This window comes from Pseudomonas sp. AC112 (genome assembly GCF_979253545.1).
Map to the genome: position 1 here is coordinate 5,714,784 of NZ_CEEDCM010000001.1, position 21,757 is coordinate 5,736,540.

The 21,757-nt window shown below is 61.5% G+C and carries 20 protein-coding genes; 12 read left to right on the plus strand and 8 right to left on the minus strand.

Annotated elements, in window-relative coordinates:
* Positions 1 to 63: 63 nt before the first annotated feature.
* Complete coding sequence (locus tag AC0IYN_RS26630) at positions 64 to 450, plus strand: TIGR03067 domain-containing protein (RefSeq protein WP_406596590.1); 387 nt, start codon at positions 64 to 66, stop codon at positions 448 to 450.
* A gap of 271 nt (positions 451 to 721) precedes the next feature.
* On the opposite strand, the gene AC0IYN_RS26635 is transcribed toward AC0IYN_RS26630, so the two are convergent.
* Entirely contained in the window at positions 722 to 1,534 is an 813-nt protein-coding gene (locus AC0IYN_RS26635) for a class I SAM-dependent methyltransferase (RefSeq protein WP_471844100.1), read from the minus strand.
* A 154-nt stretch (positions 1,535 to 1,688) separates the two neighbouring features.
* Here AC0IYN_RS26635 and AC0IYN_RS26640 point away from each other — a divergent pair, with 154 nt between their 5' ends.
* The 3 genes from AC0IYN_RS26640 to AC0IYN_RS26650 all read left to right on the plus strand — a co-directional run bounded on the left by AC0IYN_RS26640 (position 1,689) and on the right by AC0IYN_RS26650 (position 5,989).
* The gene (locus AC0IYN_RS26640) at positions 1,689 to 2,927 is read left to right on the plus strand and encodes an MFS transporter (protein ID WP_457238500.1); all 1,239 of its coding nucleotides are present in this window, start codon (positions 1,689 to 1,691) and stop codon (positions 2,925 to 2,927) included.
* A gap of 142 nt (positions 2,928 to 3,069) precedes the next feature.
* Complete coding sequence (locus tag AC0IYN_RS26645; RefSeq protein WP_406596592.1) at positions 3,070 to 4,656, plus strand: ABC-F family ATPase; 1,587 nt, start codon at positions 3,070 to 3,072, stop codon at positions 4,654 to 4,656.
* A 157-nt stretch (positions 4,657 to 4,813) separates the two neighbouring features.
* The gene (locus tag AC0IYN_RS26650) at positions 4,814 to 5,989 is read left to right on the plus strand and encodes an MFS transporter (RefSeq protein WP_406596593.1); all 1,176 of its coding nucleotides are present in this window, start codon (positions 4,814 to 4,816) and stop codon (positions 5,987 to 5,989) included.
* Here the strand turns inward: AC0IYN_RS26650 and AC0IYN_RS26655 are convergent.
* The 3 genes from AC0IYN_RS26655 to AC0IYN_RS26665 all read right to left on the minus strand — a co-directional run bounded on the left by AC0IYN_RS26655 (position 5,983) and on the right by AC0IYN_RS26665 (position 8,926).
* On the minus strand, positions 5,983 to 7,020 hold the full coding sequence (locus tag AC0IYN_RS26655) for an alpha/beta hydrolase family protein (protein ID WP_078048295.1): 1,038 nt from the start codon (positions 7,018 to 7,020) through the stop codon (positions 5,983 to 5,985). The genes AC0IYN_RS26650 and AC0IYN_RS26655 overlap by 7 nt on opposite strands.
* Before the next feature lie 207 nt (positions 7,021 to 7,227).
* Positions 7,228 to 7,839, minus strand: a complete 612-nt coding sequence (locus tag AC0IYN_RS26660; protein WP_406596594.1) for an FMN-dependent NADH-azoreductase — start codon at positions 7,837 to 7,839, stop codon at positions 7,228 to 7,230.
* 160 nt (positions 7,840 to 7,999) lie between these two features.
* Positions 8,000 to 8,926 carry an AraC family transcriptional regulator gene (locus tag AC0IYN_RS26665; protein ID WP_078048293.1) on the minus strand — a complete coding sequence of 309 codons (927 nt, stop codon included), beginning with the start codon at positions 8,924 to 8,926 and terminating at the stop codon, positions 8,000 to 8,002.
* A 157-nt stretch (positions 8,927 to 9,083) separates the two neighbouring features.
* On the opposite strand from AC0IYN_RS26665, the gene AC0IYN_RS26670 reads away from it, so the two are divergent.
* The 3 genes from AC0IYN_RS26670 to AC0IYN_RS26680 all read left to right on the plus strand — a co-directional run bounded on the left by AC0IYN_RS26670 (position 9,084) and on the right by AC0IYN_RS26680 (position 11,838).
* Positions 9,084 to 10,463: an NAD-dependent succinate-semialdehyde dehydrogenase gene (locus AC0IYN_RS26670; RefSeq protein WP_406596595.1), complete on the plus strand. Its 1,380-nt coding sequence runs from the start codon at positions 9,084 to 9,086 to the stop codon at positions 10,461 to 10,463.
* 113 nt (positions 10,464 to 10,576) lie between these two features.
* Positions 10,577 to 11,485 carry a LysR substrate-binding domain-containing protein gene (locus tag AC0IYN_RS26675; protein ID WP_078050915.1) on the plus strand — a complete coding sequence of 303 codons (909 nt, stop codon included), beginning with the start codon at positions 10,577 to 10,579 and terminating at the stop codon, positions 11,483 to 11,485.
* Positions 11,482 to 11,838, plus strand: a complete 357-nt coding sequence (locus AC0IYN_RS26680) for an MmcQ/YjbR family DNA-binding protein (RefSeq protein WP_406596596.1) — start codon at positions 11,482 to 11,484, stop codon at positions 11,836 to 11,838. Before AC0IYN_RS26675 ends, AC0IYN_RS26680 begins: the two co-directional genes overlap by 4 nt.
* Positions 11,839 to 12,388: 550 nt before the next feature.
* Here AC0IYN_RS26680 and AC0IYN_RS26685 read toward each other — a convergent pair.
* Positions 12,389 to 12,772, minus strand: coding sequence for a DUF1294 domain-containing protein (locus AC0IYN_RS26685; protein ID WP_471844106.1), 384 nt, complete (start codon positions 12,770 to 12,772; stop codon positions 12,389 to 12,391).
* The gene (locus AC0IYN_RS26690; RefSeq protein ID WP_078050914.1) at positions 12,769 to 13,599 is read right to left on the minus strand and encodes an undecaprenyl-diphosphate phosphatase; all 831 of its coding nucleotides are present in this window, start codon (positions 13,597 to 13,599) and stop codon (positions 12,769 to 12,771) included. The genes AC0IYN_RS26685 and AC0IYN_RS26690 overlap by 4 nt, the downstream gene beginning before the upstream one ends.
* 220 nt (positions 13,600 to 13,819) lie before the next feature.
* Between AC0IYN_RS26690 and AC0IYN_RS26695 the strand changes: the two genes are divergently transcribed.
* From AC0IYN_RS26695 to AC0IYN_RS26710, 4 genes are all read left to right on the plus strand, one after another.
* Positions 13,820 to 15,454: a methyl-accepting chemotaxis protein gene (locus tag AC0IYN_RS26695; protein ID WP_406599494.1), complete on the plus strand. Its 1,635-nt coding sequence runs from the start codon at positions 13,820 to 13,822 to the stop codon at positions 15,452 to 15,454.
* Between the two features lie 148 nt (positions 15,455 to 15,602).
* Positions 15,603 to 16,166 (plus strand): nicotinamide riboside transporter PnuC, encoded by a 564-nt coding sequence (gene pnuC, locus AC0IYN_RS26700; RefSeq protein WP_252994129.1) that lies wholly within the window; start codon positions 15,603 to 15,605, stop codon positions 16,164 to 16,166.
* Positions 16,163 to 16,684: an AAA family ATPase gene (locus tag AC0IYN_RS26705; protein ID WP_471844832.1), complete on the plus strand. Its 522-nt coding sequence runs from the start codon at positions 16,163 to 16,165 to the stop codon at positions 16,682 to 16,684. Before pnuC ends, AC0IYN_RS26705 begins: the two co-directional genes overlap by 4 nt.
* A 69-nt stretch (positions 16,685 to 16,753) precedes the next feature.
* Positions 16,754 to 18,259, plus strand: coding sequence for an FAD-dependent oxidoreductase (locus AC0IYN_RS26710; protein WP_471844109.1), 1,506 nt, complete (start codon positions 16,754 to 16,756; stop codon positions 18,257 to 18,259).
* Here the strand turns inward: AC0IYN_RS26710 and AC0IYN_RS26715 are convergent.
* Together AC0IYN_RS26715 and ggt are read right to left on the minus strand one after the other, a co-directional pair.
* Positions 18,256 to 19,050 carry an exodeoxyribonuclease III gene (locus AC0IYN_RS26715; protein ID WP_457249165.1) on the minus strand — a complete coding sequence of 265 codons (795 nt, stop codon included), beginning with the start codon at positions 19,048 to 19,050 and terminating at the stop codon, positions 18,256 to 18,258. The two genes, AC0IYN_RS26710 and AC0IYN_RS26715, sit on opposite strands and share 4 nt — an antisense overlap.
* A gap of 86 nt (positions 19,051 to 19,136) precedes the next feature.
* Positions 19,137 to 20,861, minus strand: coding sequence for a gamma-glutamyltransferase (ggt, locus tag AC0IYN_RS26720; RefSeq protein ID WP_471844111.1), 1,725 nt, complete (start codon positions 20,859 to 20,861; stop codon positions 19,137 to 19,139).
* 161 nt (positions 20,862 to 21,022) lie between these two features.
* Between ggt and AC0IYN_RS26725 the strand changes: the two genes are divergently transcribed.
* Positions 21,023 to 21,670 (plus strand): TetR/AcrR family transcriptional regulator, encoded by a 648-nt coding sequence (locus tag AC0IYN_RS26725; protein WP_458375198.1) that lies wholly within the window; start codon positions 21,023 to 21,025, stop codon positions 21,668 to 21,670.
* Positions 21,671 to 21,757 lie beyond the last annotated feature (87 nt).

The following is a 21,757-nucleotide window of genomic DNA, read 5'->3' on the forward strand; positions in this document are numbered from 1 at the left end:
TAAGACTCTTCCTACGCTTGATTACGCATCAGGCGATCAACCCTTCAGCAAAAAGGAATTTGTATGTCATCCATTTCCGACCCAGATGTTCAAGCCCTTCAAGGTGCCTGGGAGCAAACCGCACTCGAAGACAGTGGCGTGCTCAACCCCATCGATGCGCACAGTGCCCCTGGGGCACTCACCACTATCACCGGCGATCGTTTCGAAGTGAAGACCGTCAACGGTGAGGTGTTGCTGGCTGGCCGGTTTTTCCTGGACAGCAGCACCGTTCCCAAGAGCATCACCTGGATCGACGCCATAGGGGAGGACGCAGGCAAGCAACTGCCCGCCAGTTATCGCCTCGAAGGGGACGAATTCGTGTTCATTGCCGCAGATGAAAGTATGCCCAGGCCAATCGAGTTCAATACTGGCCCAGGTCAAACCATGCGCACTTTCGTGCGGCGTACCTGATCAATGCGCCATCCGAATTTGTGACCACATTTTCACAAACCCTTCACTTTCGGGTCTATAGGGTGAAGCCTACCTACTCCAGTGAATCCCTTAGCCCGCCTCCCCTCGCGGGCTTTTTTTTGCCTACGGGAAACCCGACTGTGAAACAAGCACCAGCCCCGTAGGGGGCGGCTTGCCGCCGATGGTCGTCAACGATAATGCGTACTATCAGGACAACGGCAGCGCCCTTGAGTCGTTTCGCCGGCAAGCCGGCTCCTACACAGGTAGCGCGTCACTCGGCACGCTTGGTGGCGGTCAAGGTAAAACACATCGGCAATTGCGCCGGCTGATGCTCGTACTGGTCGTACAGCTCTTCGCGGTTCGAATGGGCATACTCTTGCAGATGGCTGATCTGCAAGTGCGCGCAGATCGCGGCACTGACAACGTCGCCCAAGGTGTGCACGTACCAATAGGAGGTCGGCCCGGCCACCTCGCCCTGGCCCTCGTAGACAATCGATTCCTGCAGCACAAAGGGCTCGCGCCGGAAGTAGGAACTGGCCGGCAGGAAGGGGTTTTGCGCACGAGGATCGAACACTTCCAGGAACGGGTGGGTTTCATACATCACCAGCGTACCGCCGGGCTTCAAGGTGCTGGCCACGTGGCGCATGAATAACGCTACGTCCGGCATCCAGCCCAGCACGCCGATGGTCACCAGCGCGATGTCAAAGCGCTCATGCAACTGCGGCGGCAGGTGGTGGATATCACTTTCAACGAATTCAGGGCTGTGGGGCGAGACAGCCGCCAATTCGCAGGCCTGTTGGAGAAAGGCCCGGGATTGGTCCACCCCCACCACCGAGCGTGCGCCCAGGGCAAACAATGAGAGGCTCTCACGGCCATTGTTGCAACACAGTTGCACCACATCTTTACCGGCCACCCCCACGTCTTGCAGTACGCCGGTGAGGGTCGGGTCCAGGCAGGAAAAATCAGCCGCACCCACGCGGTTGAGCAGCGCGTTCCAGGTGTCGGTGGTTTTGTGCAGGCTGGCGGATTGGTCCCAGGCGTCCTTGTTACTGGCGATTGCCTGTTGAGCTGAGGGCATGTCCATTGCGTCTCCAGATATTCAATACAGCGGGGTGGAGAAAATAAGGCAAGTGCCCACGGATTAAAAGCCCACCAGGCAGGCGAAACTTAACGCAGGCCCCGGGGGTCATTAACGCATGCGTGTCCAGCCCTTGGACGCCGCCTGCGAAGCCTTTGCCGTGGCCAATCATTCCGACTTGCGCACTACCCTGTCCCTGGACAGCCTGAATTTCTTCCTGGCGGATGTGCGCGACGGCCTCGGCCCCTACCTGGCCATTTACTTGCTGGCCGTGCACAAATGGGACCCTGCCAGCATCGGCGTGGTCATGACCCTGGCCGGTATCGCCGCCTTGCTCACCCAGGGCCCGGCGGGCGCTTTGATCGACCGCGCCCGCAGCAAGCGCGCCGTGATCGCGCTGGCGGCCATCGTAGTGACCGGCAGTTGCCTGCTGCTACCCTTTGTCAGCTCGTTCAGCCTGGTGGCATTGACCCAGGCCGCCAGTGCCGTCGCCGCCTCCGTGTTTGCACCGGCGATCAGCGCAATCTCCCTGGGCATTACCGGACCGCGTGCGTTCACGCGCCGCACCGGACGCAACGAGACCTTCAACCACGCCGGCAATGCCGTGGCGGCGCTGTTGGCCGGGGGCCTGGCCTACCTGTTCGGGCCTGTGGTGGTGTTCTACCTGATGGCCTTCATGGCGGCGGCCAGTATCCTCGCGATCAGTTGCGTGTCGGCTTCAGCGATCGACCATGACGTCGCACGCGGCTTCGACCCGGCGCATCACAGCGATCAGGAACAACCTTCCGGCATGCGGCTACTGCTGGCTAACCGCCCGCTGCTGCTGTTCGCCATCTGCTGCGCCCTGTTCCACCTGGCCAATGCGGCGATGCTGCCGTTGGTCAGCCAGAAACTCTCGCAGATCAACCTGCAGATGGCCACGCCGCTGACGTCGGCATGCATCGTCGCCGCGCAATTGGTGATGGTACCGATGGCTTGGCTAGTCGGGCTCAAGGCCGACATCTGGGGACGCAAACCCTTGCTGATGGCTGGCTTCATGATCCTGCCGCTGCGGGGCGTGCTCTACACGCTGTCCAGCGATCCGTACTGGCTGGTGGCCGTGCAGATGCTCGACGGCATCGGTGCGGGGATCTTCGGTGCGCTGTTCCCGGTGATCGTCAAGGACCTGACCCAGGGCACCGGACGTTTCAACGTCAGCCTGGGCGCCCTGTCCACCGTCTTCGGCCTAGGCGCCGCGTTGAGTAGCAGCCTGGCCGGTTTCGTGGTGCAACAGGCCGGCTACAACGCGGCATTCCTGACCCTGGCCGGCGTGGCGGCGCTGGCGTTGGCGCTGCTGTGGCTGGCGATGCCAGAGACCTTGGCGAAACCATCCTTCGCCGGACATACAACTGTCGCCTGACATATGCGACAATGCGCGCCAAATTCCAACACACATCCCCAATTTTCTGCTCAGCGACCGGGTTTCGCGCCTTGATGTCGCTGTTGACGCATGCCTGATGGCTCCTGCCGTCACGCTCGCAACCCATTGATAGGTAAAGTAATTGATCTCCACAGCTAACATCACCATGCAGTTCGGCGCCAAGCCGCTCTTCGAGAACGTCTCGGTCAAGTTCGGCGCCGGCAACCGTTATGGTTTGATCGGTGCCAACGGTTGCGGCAAGTCGACCTTCATGAAAATCCTTGGCGGCGACCTCGACCCGTCCGGCGGCCAGGTCATGCTGGAGCCGAACGTACGCTTGGGTAAACTGCGCCAGGACCAGTTCGCCTACGAAGAATTCACCGTGCTCGACACCGTGATCATGGGCCACGAAGAACTGTGGAAGGTCAAGGCCGAGCGCGACCGCATCTACTCGCTGCCGGAAATGAGCGAAGAAGACGGCATGGCCGTGGCCGAGCTGGAAACCGAGTTCGCCGAAATGGACGGCTACACCGCCGAATCCCGTGCCGGTGAACTGCTGCTGGGCCTGGGCATTCCCCTGGAACAGCATTTCGGCCCGATGAGCGAAGTGTCCCCAGGCTGGAAACTACGCGTATTGCTGGCCCAGGCGCTGTTCTCCGATCCTGAAGTGCTGTTGCTCGACGAACCGACCAACCACTTGGACATCAACACCATTCGCTGGCTGGAAAACATCCTGACCCAGCGTTCCAGCCTGATGATCATCATCTCTCACGACCGTCACTTCCTGAACAGCGTGTGCACCCACATGGCTGACCTGGACTACGGCGAGCTGCGCCTGTTCCCGGGCAACTACGACGAGTACATGACCGTGGCGACCCAGTCCCGCGAGCAACTGCTGTCGGACAACGCCAAGAAGAAGGCACAGATCTCCGAACTGCAATCCTTCGTCAGCCGCTTCTCGGCCAACGCCTCCAAAGCCAAGCAGGCCACCTCCCGCGCCAAGGCGATCGACAAGATCCAGCTGGCCGAAGTCAAGCCATCGAGCCGCGTGAGCCCGTTCATCCGTTTCGAGCAGAACAAAAAGCTGCACCGTCAGGCAGTCATGGTCGAAAAAATGGCCAAAGGCTTCGACGGCAAGCCGCTGTTCAAAGACTTCAGCTTCCAGGTTGAAGCCGGCGAGCGCGTGGCGATCATCGGCCCGAACGGTATCGGCAAGACCACCCTGTTGCGCACCCTCGTCAACGAACTGTCCCCGGACGCCGGCAGCATCAAGTGGACCGACGCGGCGGAACTGGGCTACTACGCCCAGGACCATGCGCATGACTTCGAAGACGACGTCACCCTGTTCGACTGGATGGGCCAGTGGACCCAAGGCGAGCAGATGATCCGTGGCACCCTGGGCCGCATGCTGTTCTCCAATGACGAGATCCAGAAGTCGGTCAAGGTGATTTCCGGTGGTGAGCAAGGCCGCATGCTGTTCGGCAAGTTGATCCTGCAAAAGCCGAACGTGCTGATCATGGATGAACCGACCAACCACTTGGACATGGAATCCATCGAGGCGCTGAACCTGGCGCTGGAGAACTACCCGGGCACGCTGATCTTCGTCAGCCACGACCGCGAGTTCGTATCGTCTTTGGCTACCCGCATCATCGAGTTGAGCGCTACTGGCGTGATCGACTTCAGCGGCACCTATGACGACTACCTGCGCAGCCAGGGCGTGGTGTTCTAAGCACCGCGCGCCGAATAAAAAACCCCGTCCTACGACGGGGTTTTTTATTGGGAATGCATGCCCTGTAGGAGCCCACCCGAGTTTATCGTTAGGCAGCTTCCTTTTCTCTCCTCCCCTTGCCATGATGCCCTCACCGCCCGCCCGCGAACGAGTGCCCATGTCTGCCGCCGCCCCCAGCTCCCTGTCGATCACCCTGCAGATCGTCTCCATCGTCTTCTATACCTTCATCGCGTTTATCTGCATCGGCCTGCCGATTGCGGTCATCCCAGGCTATGTGCATGAGCAACTGGGTTTCAGCGCCGTGGTGGCCGGGGTCACGATCGGGTCGCAATACCTTGCCACCCTGCTCAGCCGTCCCATGGCCGGGCGAATGTCGGACAACGTCGGCACCAAGCGCGCGATTGTGTTGGGGTTGGCGGGAATTCTGGTCAGCGGTGTGCTGACGCTCTTTGCGACATTGCTACAGAGCATGCCCGCCTTGAGCCTGGGCATTCTGATCGTCGGCCGACTGTTGCTGGGCGTGGCTCAAGGGCTGATCGGCGTAGGCACCATCAGTTGGTGCATGGGCGCGGTGGGCGCGGAACACACGGCGCGCTCGATTTCGTGGAACGGCATCGCTTCCTACGGCGCCATCGCCATTGGTGCGCCGTTGGGCGTGGTGATGGTGGCCGAATACAGCTACAACAGCCTCGGCATTGCACTGGCCGTATTGTCCGCGCTGGGCCTGGTACTGATCCGCAATAAACCCTCAGTGCCGGTAGTGCGCGGTGAGCGTTTGCCGTTCTGGGCGGTGTTCGGGCGTATCGCGCCCTTTGGCGCCAGCCTGTGCCTGGCCTCCATTGGCTACGGCACGCTTACCACCTTTATTACGCTGTACTACCTCAATCGCGGCTGGGCCGGTGCGGCGTACTGCCTGACGGTGTTTGGCGTGTGCTTTATCCTGTCGCGGTTGGTGTTTATCTCTGCCATCAGCCGGTTTGGCGGCTTCCGTGCCGCCATCGCCTGCATGACCATCGAGACCCTGGGCCTGACGCTGCTATGGCTGGCGCCGTCGACGGGCGTGGCGTTGATTGGCGCAGGGCTGACCGGTTTTGGCTTGTCGCTGGTGTACCCGGCGCTCGGCGTAGAAGCCATCAAGCAGGTGCCCAATAGCAGCCGTGGTGCAGGCCTGAGTGCTTACGCGGTTTTCTTTGATTTGGCCCTGGCGATTGCAGGACCGCTGATGGGCGCCGTGGCACTGAACCTCGGCTATGGCTGGATCTTCTTCTGCGCCGCGTTGTTGTCAGTGACTGCCTTGGGCGTGACCGTTCTGCTCAAGCGTCGCGCTTACTGATCAGCCGTCTGCATTCCGGCGCGGGTGGATTGGCCGAGGGTGTGGCTGAAAAAACGCCCCGCCTCGGAAATCAGGTCACGGTGAATGCCTTCGCGGTCGACACCATCGGCATCGGTGCAAATCGCGGGCATGGCCGCCAACTGATCGCTGTCACACGGCGCCATGAACACGAAGTGCCCTGCCCCGGCCAGCAGTTTGAAGTCCGGCGGTTCCGGCAGCTTGCGCGCCAGGGCCGCCGCGTTCTTGTCCACGGCCACCAGCTTGTCGCCGTCACCGCTGTAGAGCAGCACCGGCACATGCACGTCGGCCAGGGTGTGGCGACCGAACATCAGGCTCAATGGCGCCATCAACATCAAGGCATGAATACGCGGGTCGGATTGCGGTTGCAGGTCGTCACGGTCCACCACCAGTTCGCCCTTGGTGGTGCAGGCGTCGCGGTCTTCCGGGCGCTCCTGGCAGTAACGGCGCAAGCGGTCGAAATCCGGCTTGGCACCGGCCAGAATCAATGCGGTTTCGCCGCCGGCTGAATAACCGATAACCCCCACCTGGTCGACGTTGACGAACGGCGACAGCATCGGATCGCCCAACGTGGCGGTGATCGCTTCGGAAATCTGGATCGGCCGGCCATACAGGTTGCTCACCGTGCCCAGTCGGCTGTGGTCCTTGTAGTTGTCGCCAGGGTGCAGCACCGCCACCACGACGAAACCCTTACGCGCCAGCGATGTAGCCAGGTCGTGCAGGGCCAGGGGCGTGCCGGTGTTGCCGTGGGACAACATCAGCATTGGGAAACGGCCGATGGCGATCTTCGAATCTTCGGTGGCGGCGACGTGGTACGCGCCCAGTTGCGTGGTGTGCTCAAGCCCGGTGGACGGGTAAAAGGCCACGGCTTTCATCGGCTGCAGGTCCAGCGGATCAAGAAACGTCATGCGATGGAAGCCCACACTCCAATGCGGGTGCGGCGCGGGTGCAGCGTGCACTGAAATCAGGCTGCCGAGCAGGGAAAGAACCATAACAGCACAAAGACGCATCATGGGGATGTCCACCTTTGCTGCGTGAGAACCGACATATCGGAGAAACGTCCAGGTTGTTAAACCCATGCTTGCACAACCTGGGCCAAAGTAATGACAGCGGGTAAACGAAAAAACTCCGTACTCCGGTCGTTTTGAGGCGAGCAGAATACAGAGTTTAGGCGCCCGGCTTCAGATTGAAACCGAGGAAAGGCGAAATTTACACAAGCCTTACGCGGCGGCGAACAATTGTTCGTTGATCAGTACGTTGGCGTCGTTCAGGGCTTTGCTGCGCACTTCGTCACCGTAGGCCAGGCCTTCGGCACGCACGATTTCGATGTCGGTGATACCGAGGAAGCCGAACAGCAGCTTCAGGTAGCCTTCATGGGCGGCACCGGACGCTTGACCGGCATGCAGGCCACCGGCCGTGGACACGATGATGACTTTCTTGTTGCCGCACAGGCCTTCGGGGCCGGCTTCGCTGTAGCGGAAGGTCTGGCCGGCGACAGCGATGCGATCGATCCAGGCTTTCAACTGGGTTGGAATGGTGAAGTTGTACATCGGCGCACCGACCACCACGGCATCGGCGGCGAGGAATTCAGCCAGCGATGATGCACTCAGTTCGGCTTCGTGTTTCTGCGCGGCATCACGCAGTTCGGCAGCGGTGCCCAGGGCGCCCAGGGTCGCGCCGGAGAAGTGGTTGATGCCTTCGCTGGCCAGGTCGCGGTAAGTCACTTCCAGGCCCGGCTCCGCCGCTTGCCAGGCCTTGACCACACCCGCGCTGAGCTGACGGGAGGCCGAGTTGTCGCCGAGGATGCTGGAATCGATATGCAACAGTTTCATGGGTGAACTCCAAGTGAGGATCGCGACGTGGCGATCAAGTGGAGTTGATCCTACAGATGATCCGAATAAACGATTAGAGGGCCAAAATGCGACTGTTTGTCCCGCTGATGAGACAATCCAACCAGCGGGCAGATTGCAATGCACTCCCAACTCACCCTGCTCAGTGGGACGACACGTAAATCGACGCCGACGTAGGCGCCGGCAATGCATAGGTGCGCTTCATCCACTGGATCTCTTCCTGGGGCGTGCGGCCGAAGAAGCGCTTGAATTCGCGACTGAACTGCGAAGCGCTTTCATAGCCGACCTTGGCGCAGGCCGAGGCGGCGGTGATATCGCTGCGCAGCATCAGCAACCGCGCCTGGTGCAGGCGAGTGGACTTGAGGTACTGCATCGGCGAGGTGTCCGTCACCGTGCGAAAATGCGCGTGAAAACTCGGCACGCTCATCATCGCTTCCTTGGCCAGTTCTTCTACGTCCAGGTGCTGCTCATAGCACCCATGGATCTTGCGAATCGCCCGCGCCACCTTGCCGAACTGGCCTTGGCGATTCAACGCGGCGCGCATCGAACCGCCCTGCTCGCCCGTGATGATCCGGTAGTAGATTTCGCGCATCAGCGCCGGGCCGAGAATGTGCGCATCCATCGGCACGCTCATGGCCTCCAGGAAGCGCAACAACGACTCACTGAGCAAGTCATCCATGGGCGACGAATACATGCCCCGAGGCTTGGCTTCGACCAACGCCGGAAAGTCATCCAGCGCCACCATCAACTCTGCCGCAACGGTGAAGTCCAGGCGCAGGTACACCGCCAGCATCGGCTCGGCTTCGCTGGCGTCGGTCTCCATGGTGAAGGGCACCGGCACTGACACCACCAGATAGTGCTGGGCGTCGTACAGGTAAATCTCATCCCCCAGGAAACCGCGCTTGCGCCCTTGGCAGACGATCACAATGCCAGGGTCGTACAGCACCGGCACGCGGTGCAGTGGGCGGTTGGACCGCAGGAAGCGCACGTCATCCAATGCGCTCAGGTTATAGCCTTCGACAGGCGCCAGGGTGCCCATCAGCTCGATGATTCTGTCTGTACGGTCCATGGTCACGGGCCCTTGGTTAAAGCGCCACGGTACCCCGTGACCGGCAGCGACGCTACGGACTTATAGGAATAGGCAATCAGCACATTGGAATGGATATTCGCTCGAACACCGCATGCCCGTAGCCTGAAACCGTACGTTCAGCCCTCGGAGATCCCCCATGCTTATCGTCTACAACCCTGCCACCGGTGAAGAAATCGGCCGCGTCGCCAAGAACAGCGCAGACGAGGTCAAGGCCGCCGTCGACCGTGCCTGCGCCGCGTTCCCCGAATGGTCCTCCAGGCTCGCCAAGGAGCGCAGTGAGCTCCTGCGCCGCTGGCATGACGCGGTGAAGGCTGACAAAGAAGCCTTCGCCGAACTGCTCTGCCGCGAAAACGGCAAATGCCTCAGCGAAGCCCGCGGCGAAATCGACTACGGCCTGGGCTTTATCGAGTGGTACGCCGAGGAAGCCAAGCGCGTCTACGGCGACACAATCCCCACCCACGACCGTAACGCCAATGTGGTGGTGACCAAGGAAGCCATCGGCCCGGTGGCCGCCATCACACCCTGGAACTTCCCGTTCATGATGATCACCCGCAAGGTCGCCACTGCTCTGGCGGCCGGTTGCACCATGGTGATCAAACCCGCCGAGGACACCCCGCTCACCGCCCTCAAGCTGCTCGAATACGCCCGCCAGGCCGGTATCGCGGAAGGTGTGCTAGAGGTGGTGGTGGGCGACCCCAAGGAAATCGGCCTGATCCTCACGGGCGACCCGCGCATCCGCAAGATATCCTTCACCGGCTCCACCGGCGTCGGCAAATTGCTCGCTGCACAATGCGCGGCGAGCATCAAGAAGATGACCCTGGAGCTGGGCGGCAACGCGCCGTTTATCGTGTTCCAGGACGCCAATCTGGATGAGGCGGTGAAGGGACTGGTCAGCGCCAAGCTGCGCAACTCCGGCCAAGTGTGCATCTCGCCAAACCGGATCTTTGTGCAGCACAGCATCCTTGAAGACTTCATCAAGCGCGTAAAGCAGGCCGTGGCCGAGATCGAAGTGGACCAGGGCCTGCGCGAAGGCTTCGTGGTCGGCCCGCTGGTCAATCAACTGGGTTTTGACAAGGTTGTGCGCCTGGTGGAAAACGCCAAGGCCGCCGGCGCCAAGGTCTTGATGGGGGGCAAGCCTCACGCCAAAGGCGGCCTGTTCTACGAGCCGACGGTGTTGACCGGCCTGCAGGACGATTCTGCGCTCGCGACCGAGGAGATCTTTGGGCCGGTGTTTGCGATCTATTCCTTCAAGGACGAAGACGAAGTGATCGCCCGTGCCAACCAGACCGAATTCGGCCTGGTCGCCTATGCCTACACCAGCGCGCTGGGGCGGTCGTTGCGCCTGTCGCGCCAGTTGGAAGCCGGCATGGTGATTCTCAACTCCGGCTCGGTGGGCACTGCCTCGGTGCCGTTTGGTGGGATCAAGCAATCGGGTTATGGCCGTGAAGGCAGCTATTACGGGATCGAAGAGTATGTGCATGTGAAGTATGTGTTGATGGCGGGCGCACAGTTCTAGGCAGTTCCGCCGAAAAAAAAGCTAGCGCCCACAAGGTGCTGGCTTTTTTTCTGGTGGATTTGCACACGCCAGGCGCGGATAGTTCGTCCCATTGACAGGACAATAGGTTGATCATGCAAGACCTCAACGACCTCTACTATTTCGCCAAAGTCGTGGAAGCCGGTGGCTTCGCCGCAGCCGGGCGACTGCTGGGGATTCCCAAGTCGCGGCTGTCGCGGCGCATTGCCGAGCTCGAAGAACGTCTCGGTGCACGCCTGCTGCAACGCACTACCCGCCAGTTGACCCTCACCGCCGTCGGCGAGCGCTACCTGCGGCATTGCCAGGCGATGCTGCTGGAGGCGGAAATGGCCGATGAGGCGGTGGCCAGCATGTCCAGTGAACCCCGTGGGCGACTGCGGGTGAGCTGCCCGGTGGGCATGGCCCAGCACATCCTGCCGGAGTTGGTCGCAGGTTTTCTCGCCGCCCACCCGCAGGTGCAATTGGAGATGACCCTGGTCAACCGCCGCGTCGACCTGGTGGCCGAAGGCATTGATGTGGCGTTGCGGGTACGCGAACTCGGCGATGAAGACCCGCTGCTGGTCACCAAACGCCTGCGTCAGGCACAGACCGTGCTGGTAGCCAGCCCCGCGCTGATGCTCGGTCGCCAGGTGGCAACCCTGGATGACCTCAAGCAATTGCCGATCCTCGGTGCACTGGAGGCGGACCGCTTGGTGCATCAACGCATTCTCGATCCCCAGGGCAACGCTCACGATTTGGCGATGGAGGCTCGGCTGGGGATTGACGACTTTATTGTGCGCAAGGCCAGCGCCATCATGGGCCTGGGCTTTACCGTCTTGCCGATGATGTACTGTGAAGAGGAACTGGCCAGTGGCCGCTTGGTGCAATTGCTGCCGGAATGGTCCTTGCCGGGTGGCTGGCTGCAAGCGGTGTACCCGCATCGCCGTGGCGTGTTGCCGGCCATTCGTGCCTGGATCGATTACCTGGAAGAAGGGTTCAAAGGGTGTGGAGACCGCCTGTTATGAAGATGAATGAAGCCCAAGTCGCGACGTTCTGCCTGAGCCTGCCGGGCGCGCGGGAAGACTACAAGTGGGGTGGCGTGCGGGTGTTTTCGATTGCGGGCAATAAGATGTTTGCGCTGCAGAATCTGCGCGGTGAGTCGTTGGCGTTCAAGGTGGACAAGGAGTTGTTCCTGGGGCATGTGGATCGCCCAGGTATTCACCCGGCGCCGTATCTGGCGCGGGCGCAGTGGGTGATTATGAATACGCCCTATCCGTTGGGGGCTGAGGAGTTGCGGGGTTTGTTGCGGCGGTCACATCAGTTGGTGGTGAGTAAGTTGCCTAAGCGTACGCAGGTTGGGTTGTTGTTGGAGGCGTAGGTAGTTGGGTATGGCGAGGGGCCTGACAGCCGAGGATTCTCTAACTGTTGCCCCGCGATCCAAAAATGTGGGAGCTGGCTTGCCTGTGAAGGCGGCCTGACAGCCGACCACTCTCTAACTGTTGCCCCGCGGTCCAAATGTGGGAGCTGGCTTGCCTGCGAAGGCGGCCTGGCAGCCGACCTGGATGTTGGATCAGACCGGGTACATATCCGTTACTTGGGTAACGGCTGCTATGGGTTCCGCCCTTACGGCGGGTCACTTTTGAAAAGAGCCCAAAAGTAACCAAAAGGCTCTTGCCCCAACACTCGGCACCTCGCTCACGCTCGGTGTGCCCGTAATCCGACAGGTATTTGGGGGGCCGCCGCCACGCGCCATCCATGGCGCGGGGCGGCTAAACCGGCATCCCTGCCGGTTTACCCCCCAAATCCCTGTCGAATTCCGGCCAGCGTGTTTGATGGGGCGCTTAAGATCAAAAGCCAGATCAACATCAAGAGCGGCTCGCTTCGCATCGTGGTTGGCGTGGTTGGCGTTGGTTGCTACGAAGTTGTAGTTATAGGACTGACCACAGGGTGCCGCCCAGGAACAGTTGGTCCAACCAGAACACTTGATGCAACAGCACGATCACCCAGAACAGCACTTGATAAGACACCTTCCGCGTCTTGTGCCGGAATACTTGTTGGGCAATCAGCGCTCCTGGCCAGCCGCCCGCGAGTTCGACGGCGTGGAGAATGTTTTCCGGCGTGCGCCAGCTGTCGGTGCGCGCCTTGCGTTTGTCGCTCCAGTAAAGGAAGAACGCGATCACGCTGACAAGGCCATAGGCCGCCAGTGGGATAACGGTTTCGCCGCGTTGCCACACCAGCACCGAGCCCAGCAACGGCGCAGCACACAGCAGCGCGAAGATCGCCGCTTTCAGGCGGGGGTGCTGGATCATCATGCCTTGGCGGCCGCCCAGTCGATCCAGCCGAACTGCCAGGTCGCCAGGATCAGCAGGCCGAATGCGATGCGGTACCAGGCAAACGCGGCGTAGCTGTGGCTGGCAATGAATTTGAGCAGGCCCTTGACGGCAATCATCGCGAAGATGAAGGAGGTCACGAAGCCGATGGCGAACACCGGCAGGTCCGCGGGCTGGAACAGGTCACGGTATTTATAGCCCGAATACACCGCCGCACCGACCATGGTCGGCATTGCCAGGAAGAACGAGAACTCGGTGGCGGTCTTGCGGGACAGGCCAAAGAGCAGGCCGCCGATGATGGTCGAGCCGGAACGCGAGGTGCCCGGGATCATCGCCAGGCACTGGGCCAGGCCGACTTTGAGCGCGTCTTTCCAGGTGATGTCGTCGACGGTTTCGGCGTGTACTTCGTGCTGGCGGCGTTCGGCCCACAACATGATGATGCCGCCCACCACCAACGCCGTGGCCACGGTGATCGGGTTGAACAGGTAGTGGTGAATCAGGTCGGCGAATATCACCCCCAACACCACCGCCGGCAGGAAGGCGATCAACAGGTTGACGGTAAACCGCTGGGCCTTGCGCTGGGTCGGCAGCCCGCTGACCACTTCGAAAATCTTGCCGCGAAATTCCCACACCACCGCCAGGATTGCGCCCAGTTGGATAATGATGTTGAAGGCGTTGAAACGGTCGCCGGTAAAGTCGAGCAAGTCGGCGACGATGATCTGGTGGCCGGTACTGGAGATCGGCAGGAACTCGGTAAGCCCCTCCACAATGCCAAGAATCAATGCCTGAATGGCGGTCCAAAAATCCATGCTTCCCCCAAAGGTCATGCTCAACGGCATGCCTTATTAATCTTTTTTAGTGGTTCACTGACGACAGAGGCCGGTGCTGATTTTCAACGCCGGCCTGCAAAAATTTCGTGAAAAATCAGACGGTACTCAGGTTTTGCGATTACAGGCCGAAAGCCTATCAGACAAGTCGGAAAAGTCGATGCAGCCCCCACAATTATAAAAAGCACGGAGTGACAGGACGATGAACAGTTTGCGCAATATGTCGATCAGCCGGCGCCTGTGGCTGATCCTGATAGTCGCCGTGCTGATGCTGCTGGCCCTGGGTTTGCTGATGCTCAAGCAGATCCATGACGACCTGTACCAGGCCAAGCGCCAGCAGACCCAACACGTGGTACAGACCGCCAGCGGGATCCTGACGTTTTATCACAGCCTCGAAACCACCGGCGTGATGACCCGCGACGCTGCCCAGAAGCAGGCCTTGAGCGCGGTACGCGGCTTGCGCTACGACCATGACGACTATTTCTGGATCAACGACCTCACGCCCGTGATGATCATGCATCCGGCCAACCCCAAGCTCGATGGCCAGAACCTCTCGGCCATCCGCGACCCGGACGGGTTTGCCGTGTTCAATGAGTTCGTGATCCTGGCCAAGGCCAAGGGCGCCGGCATCGTCAATTATCGCTGGCCCAAGCCCGGGGCCGACGCGCCAGTGGCCAAGACCTCGTATATCCAGCTGTTCGAACCCTGGGGCTGGATTATCGGCTCGGGCGTGTATGTGGATGACGTGCAGGCCGAGTTCAGCGGCCAGGTGTGGAAAGCTTCGTTCATCGGCCTGGGGATCGCGCTGGTCATGGCGTTGCTGGTGTCACTGATCGCGCGCAGTATCGTGCGGCCTTTGCAGGATGCGGTGAACGCCATGGGCAACATTGCCAGCGGCGAAAGTGACCTGACCCGCAGCCTCGACACCCATGGCCGGGACGAAGTCACCCAACTGTCCCAACACTTCAACAGCTTCACCGCCAAGCTGCGCCAGGTGGTGAGCCAATTGCAGGTGTGCGCCAACGCCCTGGGCCAGTCCTCGCAGGAGCTGGGCAACAACGCCACCCAGGCTCACGACCGCAGCCAGCAACAATCGCAGCAGATGGAGCTGGTGGCCACCGCCATCAATGAAGTCACCTACGGCGTGCAGGACGTGGCCAAGAACGCCGAACACGCCGCCAGCGAAATGCGCGACGCTCAGGCCCAGGCGCAACAAGGCCAGGTCAATATCGACGGCAGCCTGCAGCAGATCGACCAGCTCTCCGGCACCATCAGCCAGGCGGTGGAGGTGATCCGCACCCTGTCCGCCGAAAGCACCCAGATCGGCAGCGTACTCGAAGTGATCCGCTCCATTGCCGACCAAACCAACCTGCTGGCCCTCAACGCCGCGATTGAAGCCGCCCGCGCCGGTGAACAAGGCCGTGGCTTTGCCGTGGTGGCCGATGAAGTGCGGCTTTTGGCCCAGCGCACGCAAAAATCCACTGCCGAGATCCAGGGCATGATCGAACGCCTGCAAGGCCACTCGGAAGCGGCAGTCAAGGTCATCAGCGACAGCCACAGTGCCTCGCAACTGACCATCGAACAGGCCGGCCAGGCCGGTGCCAGCCTGACTGCCATCGGCCAGGCCCTGCGCAACCTCAACGGCCTCAACGCCTCGATCGCCAGCGCCACCCTGCAACAGGCCCATGTGGTCGAAGACATCAACCAGAACGTCACCCAAGCCGCCGGTCTGTCCCACAGCACCGCGTTGGCGGCGGAACAGTCGAGCGTGGCAAGTGCGCATTTGCGCGGCCTGAGCGACCAACTCGATGGGCTCTTGCGCCAATTCAAAGTCTGACACTCCACTTGCAGGATCCGGCTTGCCGGCGATAAGGCCCTTGAGACCCGCGCAACACTCAAGGCCGCCATCGCCGGCAAGCCCGCTGCTACAAATGATCATCTTTGGTTACAATCCCCGCCCTCTCCCACGCTCCCAAGGAACCCTCATGTCCGGGCTTGAACTGTTCGCCGCCGCCCTTGGGGTGATCGCCGTCTGGCTGACGGTCAAGCAGAACCCATGGTGCTGGCCCATCGGGCTGGTAATGGTGTTGCTGTACACTTGGGTGTTCTTTGACGTGAAACTCTATTCCGACATGCTCTTGCAGGTGGTCTATGCCGCGCTGCAGGTCTACGGTTGGTGGCAGTGGACCCGCGCCGGCGCGGTCAAGCAGGGCCGGCAGGTCACCAGTCTGGGCGTGCCGGCCATCCTCGCCAGCCTGGCGGTGGGCGCCCTCGGCAGCCTGTTGCTCGGCGCCGCCATGGCGCACTGGACCGACGCCGCGCAACCCTGGCTCGACGCCGCCCTCACCGGTTTCAGCCTGGTGGCGCAAATGTGGATGGCGCAAAAGCGCGTGCAGTGCTGGCCGCTGTGGATTGCCGTGGATGTGATCTTCGTCGGGCTGTTCCTCTACAAAGGCCTTTACCTTACCGCCGCGCTCTACGCGCTGTTTACTGTGATTGCCGTGCAAGGTTGGCGTGAATGGCGCACCGACCCGGCGCTGCACGCATGAAGGTGGTGGTACTGGCCGGCCCGGAATCCAGCGGTAAAAGCTGGCTGGCGGCGCAGCTGCACGCGCAGTTCGGCGGGCTGATGGTGGGCGAATACGTGCGGCACTTCATCGATCACCATCAACGCGACACCACCCTGGCCGACATCCCGGACATCGCCCGTGGCCAACTGGCCTGGGAAGACGCCGCGCGCGCCAAGCAGCCGCAGTTGCTGATCCTCGACACGCACCTGCTGACCAACAGACTCTGGAGCCAAACCCTGTTCGGTGACTGCCCGGCCTGGCTCGACAGTGAACTGCTGGCACGTCACTACGACCTGCACCTGCTGCTCTCGCCGGAGGATGTGGAGTGGACCGCCGACGGCCAACGCTGCCAACCGGAACTGGCGGACCGCCAGGCGTTTTTCCAGGCCAGCCTGGACTGGATGCGGCATCACCACCAACCGTGCGTGGTGATCGGTGGAGATTGGGCACAGCGCCGCGTCATGGCCTTCGCGGCTGTGGCGAAGTTATTGGCGTAGCGACCGACCATCGGGCCGACGCAGTTCATCGCCCTGCCCGTCAGTCAACCTTCTAAAGGAGACTGGCCCATGAATATGCGTATCGTTGCCCGCCTGATCAACCTGCCTGAAAACCGGGGTGTGCGTGTCGAGACCGCGACGCACCCCATGTTGCTGGTCCGCGTCGGTGACCAGGTCCGGGCCTTCCAGGCCGACTGCCCGCACGCGGGTGCGCCGCTGGAAAAAGGCGTGATCTGCGCAGGCCGCATCGTGTGTCCCTGGCACAAGGCCGCGTTCGCCGTGGACAGCGGCGCCGTGCAGGAACCGCCGGCGCTGGTCGGGCTCAGGCAATACCCGGTACAGGTTCACGATGGCGTGGTAAGTGTCGGTGACGAGCCCATCAGCGCCGAGCCCACGCAGCCCCGCGAGGACACCCGCTGTTTTGCCGTGATCGGTGCAGGCGCCGCCGGTGCCGCCGCCGTGGCCACCCTCAAACGCCACGGGTTTGCCGGGCGCTTGCTGTGGATCGACCGCGAACAGCAGCCCGCCTACGATCGCACCGCCCTGAGCAAATTCGTGATTGCCGGTGAAATGGCAGCCGAGGACACCCCGCCCCTGCTGGACGAGAGCGCGAACATTCACGGCGAAGTGCAGCGCCTGGACGCCATCGGCAAGCGCATCGAATTGGCTGATGGCCGCCAGTTCGACTACGACGCCGCACTGGTCGCCACCGGTGGCAACGCACACCCCCTGGATATCCCCGGTGCCCAGCTCAATAACGTGTTCGTGCTGCGCAGCCGCGAAGACGCCGCGCGTATCAGCGCGGCCGCAGAACACGCCACCTGCGCGGTGATCATCGGTGACAGTTTTATCGGCCTGGAGGCGGCGTCGGCCCTGCGTCAACGCGGCCTGGTTGTGCAGGTGGTCAGCCGCCACACCATCCCGCTGGCAGCGCAACTGGGCAAGCGCATCGGCGGCGCCCTGCGCCAGTTGCACGAAGACCACGGCGTGATCTTTCACAGCAACACCGAGCCCGAACGCCTGGACGGGCATGGCGCCGTCAGTACGGTGCTGTTGAAAAACGGCAATCGCCTGGCGGCCGACCTGGTGTTGATGGGCGTCGGCGTAACACCCGCCACAGGTTTTATCGACGGCGTTACCAAAGCCGAGGACCAATCACTTGTCGTCGATGATCAACTGCAGGCTGCGCCGGCCCTCTGGGCCGCCGGCGACAACGTGACCTTCCCCTGGCAGCACCAACCCACGCGCATCGAACACTGGCGCCTGGCCCAACAGCTCGGCGTGCTGGCGGCGCGCACTATGCTCGGTGACACCCAGGTGTACGCCGACGTGCCGTTCTTCTGGACCTATCACTTCGACAAGACCTTCGAGGTGCTCGGCCACCCGCAGCACTGGAACCGACTGCACCTGGAAGGCGACCTGCAACAGCATGATTTCATCGCCCTGCTCTGCCATGACGACCAGGTGGAAGCGGTGATCGCCTGCGCACACCCGCAAGCGATGGCGCGCCTGTCACAACGCATGCAGCAGCCCCTGGGCAAGACCGAAGCCCTCGAACTGATCCGCAGCCGTTAGCGTTTTTTACGTGTGCCCAGTTGAATCCACGTCGGCGCATGGTCGCTGGCGTGGGGCTCGTTGCGCACCCAGGCATCCACGCCGGCGTCTTTCAGATAAGGCGCGAGCGCCGGGTTGAGCAACAGGTGATCGATGCGCAGGCCTGAATTGGTTTGCCAGTGCTGGCGGAAGTAATCCCAGAAGGTATAGACGCGCGCCTCGGGGTACAGGTGGCGCACCGAATCGGTCCACCCTTGGTCCAGCAGGCGCTGGTAAGCCTCGCGGCTTTGCGGTTGGAGCAAGGCATCCTTGAGCCAGGAACGCGGGTTGTAGATATCCAGGTCAGTGGGCACCACATTGAAATCCCCGGCCAGGAGCACCGGATGCTCACTGGCTTGCAGCGCTTTTGCATAGGCAATCAAGCGCTCGAACCACGCCAACTTGTACTCAAACTTCGGCCCGGGTTGCGGGTTGCCGTTGGGCAAATACAGGCAGCCGACCAGTACGCCATGCACGGCGGCCTCGATATAGCGGCTTTGCGTGTCGCTGTCATCACCGGGCAAACCGCGCCGACTCTCCAGCGGCTGGGCATCCCGCGCCAGGATCGCTACCCCGTTCCAGGACGCTTGCCCCAGGCAGATCGCTCCATAGCCGGCCGCTTCGAAGTCAGCATAGGGGAATAAGCTTTCGGGGGCCTTTAGCTCCTGCAGGCACACCACATCGGGCTGTTCCCGCGCCAGCCATTGCAGCAGGTTCGGCAGCCGGGCACGAATGCCGTTGATATTGAAGGTGGCGATTTTCAGGGCTTTCATGGGGTCCGGTCCTTCCAGGGCTCTTGGGGTAGAGCCCTGGAGAGGAACGGATGTTCAATCCAACAGTTTTTTTACTGCGTCAGGCCTTAATAGCCGAGCGACAGCCCGGTGTTGCGACGCGGATCATTCGCCCCATAGAAACGGTTGTTACCCACCGGCTTGCCACCCAGGGACGGCGCACCGACCAGGATCGCCGCCAGGTGGTTGGCATCCTGAGGCCCGGCAAACTTGTGGCCCCAGCTTTCGAGGATCTTCTGGGTATCCGGGCTGACCGCGAAGGTCTCCAGGTTGGTGGTTTCCGGCATCCATTGCTGGTGGAAACGCGGCGCATCCACGGCTTCCTGGATGTTCATCTTGTAGTCGATGACATTCAGGATGGTCAGCAAGGTCGCGGTAATGATGCGGCTGCCACCCGGCGTGCCGACCACCATCACGGCCTTGCCGTCCTTGGTCACGATGGTCGGGCTCATCGACGACAGCGGCGCCTTGCCGGGTGCGATGGCGTTGGCTTCACCCTGGACCAGACCGTACATGTTCGGCACGCCGACCTTGACGGTGAAGTCGTCCATTTCATCGTTGAGGATCACCCCGGTCTTGCTCGCCATCACGCCCGCACCGAACCAGTCATTGAGAGTGTAGGTAACCGACACTGCGTTGCCCCACTTGTCGACGATGGAATAGTGGGTGGTGTTATTGCCTTCATGGGGCGACACGCCCGGCTTGATCGCCTGGGAGTCACCGGCTTTTTGCGGTTCGATGGCGTCGCGCAGTTTTGCCGCGTAGTTTTTGTCCAGCAGGTGCTCGATCGGGTTCTTCACGAAGTCCGGGTCGCCGAGGTAGCTGTTGCGGTCCACGTAGGCGTGGCGCATGGCTTCGATCTGGTAGTGCAGGCCCTGGGCCGAGTGATAGCCGAGGTCGGCCATCGGGTAGCCTTCGAGGATGTTCATGATCTGGCAGATCACCACGCCACCGGAGCTCGGAGGCGGTGCCGAGACCACGTGGTAGCCACGGTAGTCGCACTCGATGGGCGCCAACTCGCGGGTCTTGTACTTGTCGAGGTCAGCCTGGGTGATGATGCCCTTGCCGGCCTGGCTGGAGTCCACCAGGGCTTTGGCGACCCAGCCTTTATAGAAACCGTCGCTGCCCTTGGCCGAGATTTCCTTGAGGGTCTTGGCCAGGTCTTTCTGCACCAGCTTCTGGCCCACCTGCATTGGCTGGCCGTTGTGCAGGAAGATGCCGCGCATGTCCTTGTCTTTTTCGAACTCGCCGGTAGCAGTGTGCAACAGGTCGATATCGCCCTGCTCCAGGGCAAAGCCGTTTTCGGCCAGTTTGATCGCCGGGGCGATGACCTGGGCGCGCTTGAGGGTGCCGTATTTGCTCAGGGCCAGTTCCATCCCCGACACGGTGCCCGGTACACCCACGGCCAGGTGGCCTTTGGCGCTGAGGCCTTCGATGACGTTGCCGTCTTTATCCAGGTACATATTGGCGGTGGCCGCCAGCGGGGCTTTTTCGCGGAAGTCGAGGAAGGTCTTGCGCCCGTCCGCCAGTTGCACGGTCATAAAGCCACCGCCGCCCAGGTTACCCGCCGCAGGGTAGACCACGGCCAGTGCGTAACCCACGGCCACGGCCGCATCGACCGCATTGCCGCCGGCCTTGAGCACATCCACGCCGACATGAGTTGCCAAATGCTGGGCCGTTACCACCATGCCATTTTCACCGGCCACCGGGGCCTGGGACGCGGCGTGTACACCACTGACCGTCAACACCAGGGTGGTGGCAATCAAGGTACGGCTGAAGGGTTGGTATTTCATCCATGGCTACTCTAGTTATTAAGACGCACCAAAATAGCCCGGCGCGGATTGAATCCCCAGCGCAATGGCGTTTTTATTACAGAACTTGTCGGTCACAGAACGGACCCGAAAAACCCCATGCTATATTTCGCGCCCAGACTGTCTTGCAAGGCCCCTTTGACATGGCGATCAAGAAGACCGGCATCCGTGCCCAACAGGCCGACCAGACCCGCGCGCGCATCCTCCAGGCGGCGGTCAAGGTGTTCACCCGCGACGGTTATTCCGGCGGGCGCGTCGACACCATCTCCAAGGAAGCCGACTCCAACGACCGCATGCTCTATTACTATTTCGGCAGCAAGGAACACCTGTTTGTCTGCGTGCTGGAACACACCTACGAGCAGTTCAACAAAGCCGAAAGCAAGCTCAAGCTCAACCTCGACGCACCGGAGCAGGCCCTGCGTGACCTGGTGGCGTTTATCTGGAACTACTACGTCAAACACCCGGAATTCGTGGCGATCCTGAGCATCGAGAACCTGCACCAGGGCAAACATGCCCAGCAGTCTGGCGAGATGCGCAGGTTGTCGGGGGAAGCCGTGGGCGTGCTTAAGCCGATCATCGAAGCCGGCCAGGCCCAGGGCGTGTTTCGCCAGGATGTGGACCTCAAGCACGTGTACTTGATGATTGCGTCACTGTGCTACTTCTATAACTCCAACCGGCACACGCTGAGTTCGTTCCTTGGAGAAGACCTGGCGGACAAGGGGCAGCAGCAGGATTGGCTGGGGTTTATCAGTGATTTGGTGGTGCGTGGGGTATCTCCCCTCCCCCTGTAGAAACGCAATCCAAAGGTGGGAGCGGGCTTGCTCGCGAACGCGGAGTGCCAGTCGCTGCAGAGGTTGACTGGACAACCGCATTCGCGA

Bases quoted from the DNA above. Each gene is read 5' to 3' on its own strand.
- AC0IYN_RS26630 (WP_406596590.1), top strand. From the start codon at position 64: ATGTCATCCATTTCCGACCCAGATGTTCAAGCCCTTCAAGGTGCCTGG.
- AC0IYN_RS26635 (WP_471844100.1), bottom strand. From the start codon at position 1,534: ATGGACATGCCCTCAGCTCAACAGGCAATCGCCAGTAACAAGGACGCC.
- AC0IYN_RS26650 (WP_406596593.1), top strand. From the start codon at position 4,814: ATGTCTGCCGCCGCCCCCAGCTCCCTGTCGATCACCCTGCAGATCGTC.
- AC0IYN_RS26655 (WP_078048295.1), bottom strand. From the start codon at position 7,020: ATGATGCGTCTTTGTGCTGTTATGGTTCTTTCCCTGCTCGGCAGCCTG.
- AC0IYN_RS26660 (WP_406596594.1), bottom strand. From the start codon at position 7,839: ATGAAACTGTTGCATATCGATTCCAGCATCCTCGGCGACAACTCGGCC.
- AC0IYN_RS26665 (WP_078048293.1), bottom strand. From the start codon at position 8,926: ATGGACCGTACAGACAGAATCATCGAGCTGATGGGCACCCTGGCGCCT.
- AC0IYN_RS26670 (WP_406596595.1), top strand. From the start codon at position 9,084: ATGCTTATCGTCTACAACCCTGCCACCGGTGAAGAAATCGGCCGCGTC.
- AC0IYN_RS26675 (WP_078050915.1), top strand. From the start codon at position 10,577: ATGCAAGACCTCAACGACCTCTACTATTTCGCCAAAGTCGTGGAAGCC.
- AC0IYN_RS26680 (WP_406596596.1), top strand. From the start codon at position 11,482: ATGAAGATGAATGAAGCCCAAGTCGCGACGTTCTGCCTGAGCCTGCCG.
- AC0IYN_RS26685 (WP_471844106.1), bottom strand. From the start codon at position 12,772: ATGATGATCCAGCACCCCCGCCTGAAAGCGGCGATCTTCGCGCTGCTG.
- AC0IYN_RS26690 (WP_078050914.1), bottom strand. From the start codon at position 13,599: ATGGATTTTTGGACCGCCATTCAGGCATTGATTCTTGGCATTGTGGAG.
- AC0IYN_RS26695 (WP_406599494.1), top strand. From the start codon at position 13,820: ATGAACAGTTTGCGCAATATGTCGATCAGCCGGCGCCTGTGGCTGATC.
- pnuC (WP_252994129.1), top strand. From the start codon at position 15,603: ATGTCCGGGCTTGAACTGTTCGCCGCCGCCCTTGGGGTGATCGCCGTC.
- AC0IYN_RS26705 (WP_471844832.1), top strand. From the start codon at position 16,163: ATGAAGGTGGTGGTACTGGCCGGCCCGGAATCCAGCGGTAAAAGCTGG.
- AC0IYN_RS26710 (WP_471844109.1), top strand. From the start codon at position 16,754: ATGAATATGCGTATCGTTGCCCGCCTGATCAACCTGCCTGAAAACCGG.
- AC0IYN_RS26715 (WP_457249165.1), bottom strand. From the start codon at position 19,050: ATGAAAGCCCTGAAAATCGCCACCTTCAATATCAACGGCATTCGTGCC.
- ggt (WP_471844111.1), bottom strand. From the start codon at position 20,861: ATGAAATACCAACCCTTCAGCCGTACCTTGATTGCCACCACCCTGGTG.
- AC0IYN_RS26725 (WP_458375198.1), top strand. From the start codon at position 21,023: ATGGCGATCAAGAAGACCGGCATCCGTGCCCAACAGGCCGACCAGACC.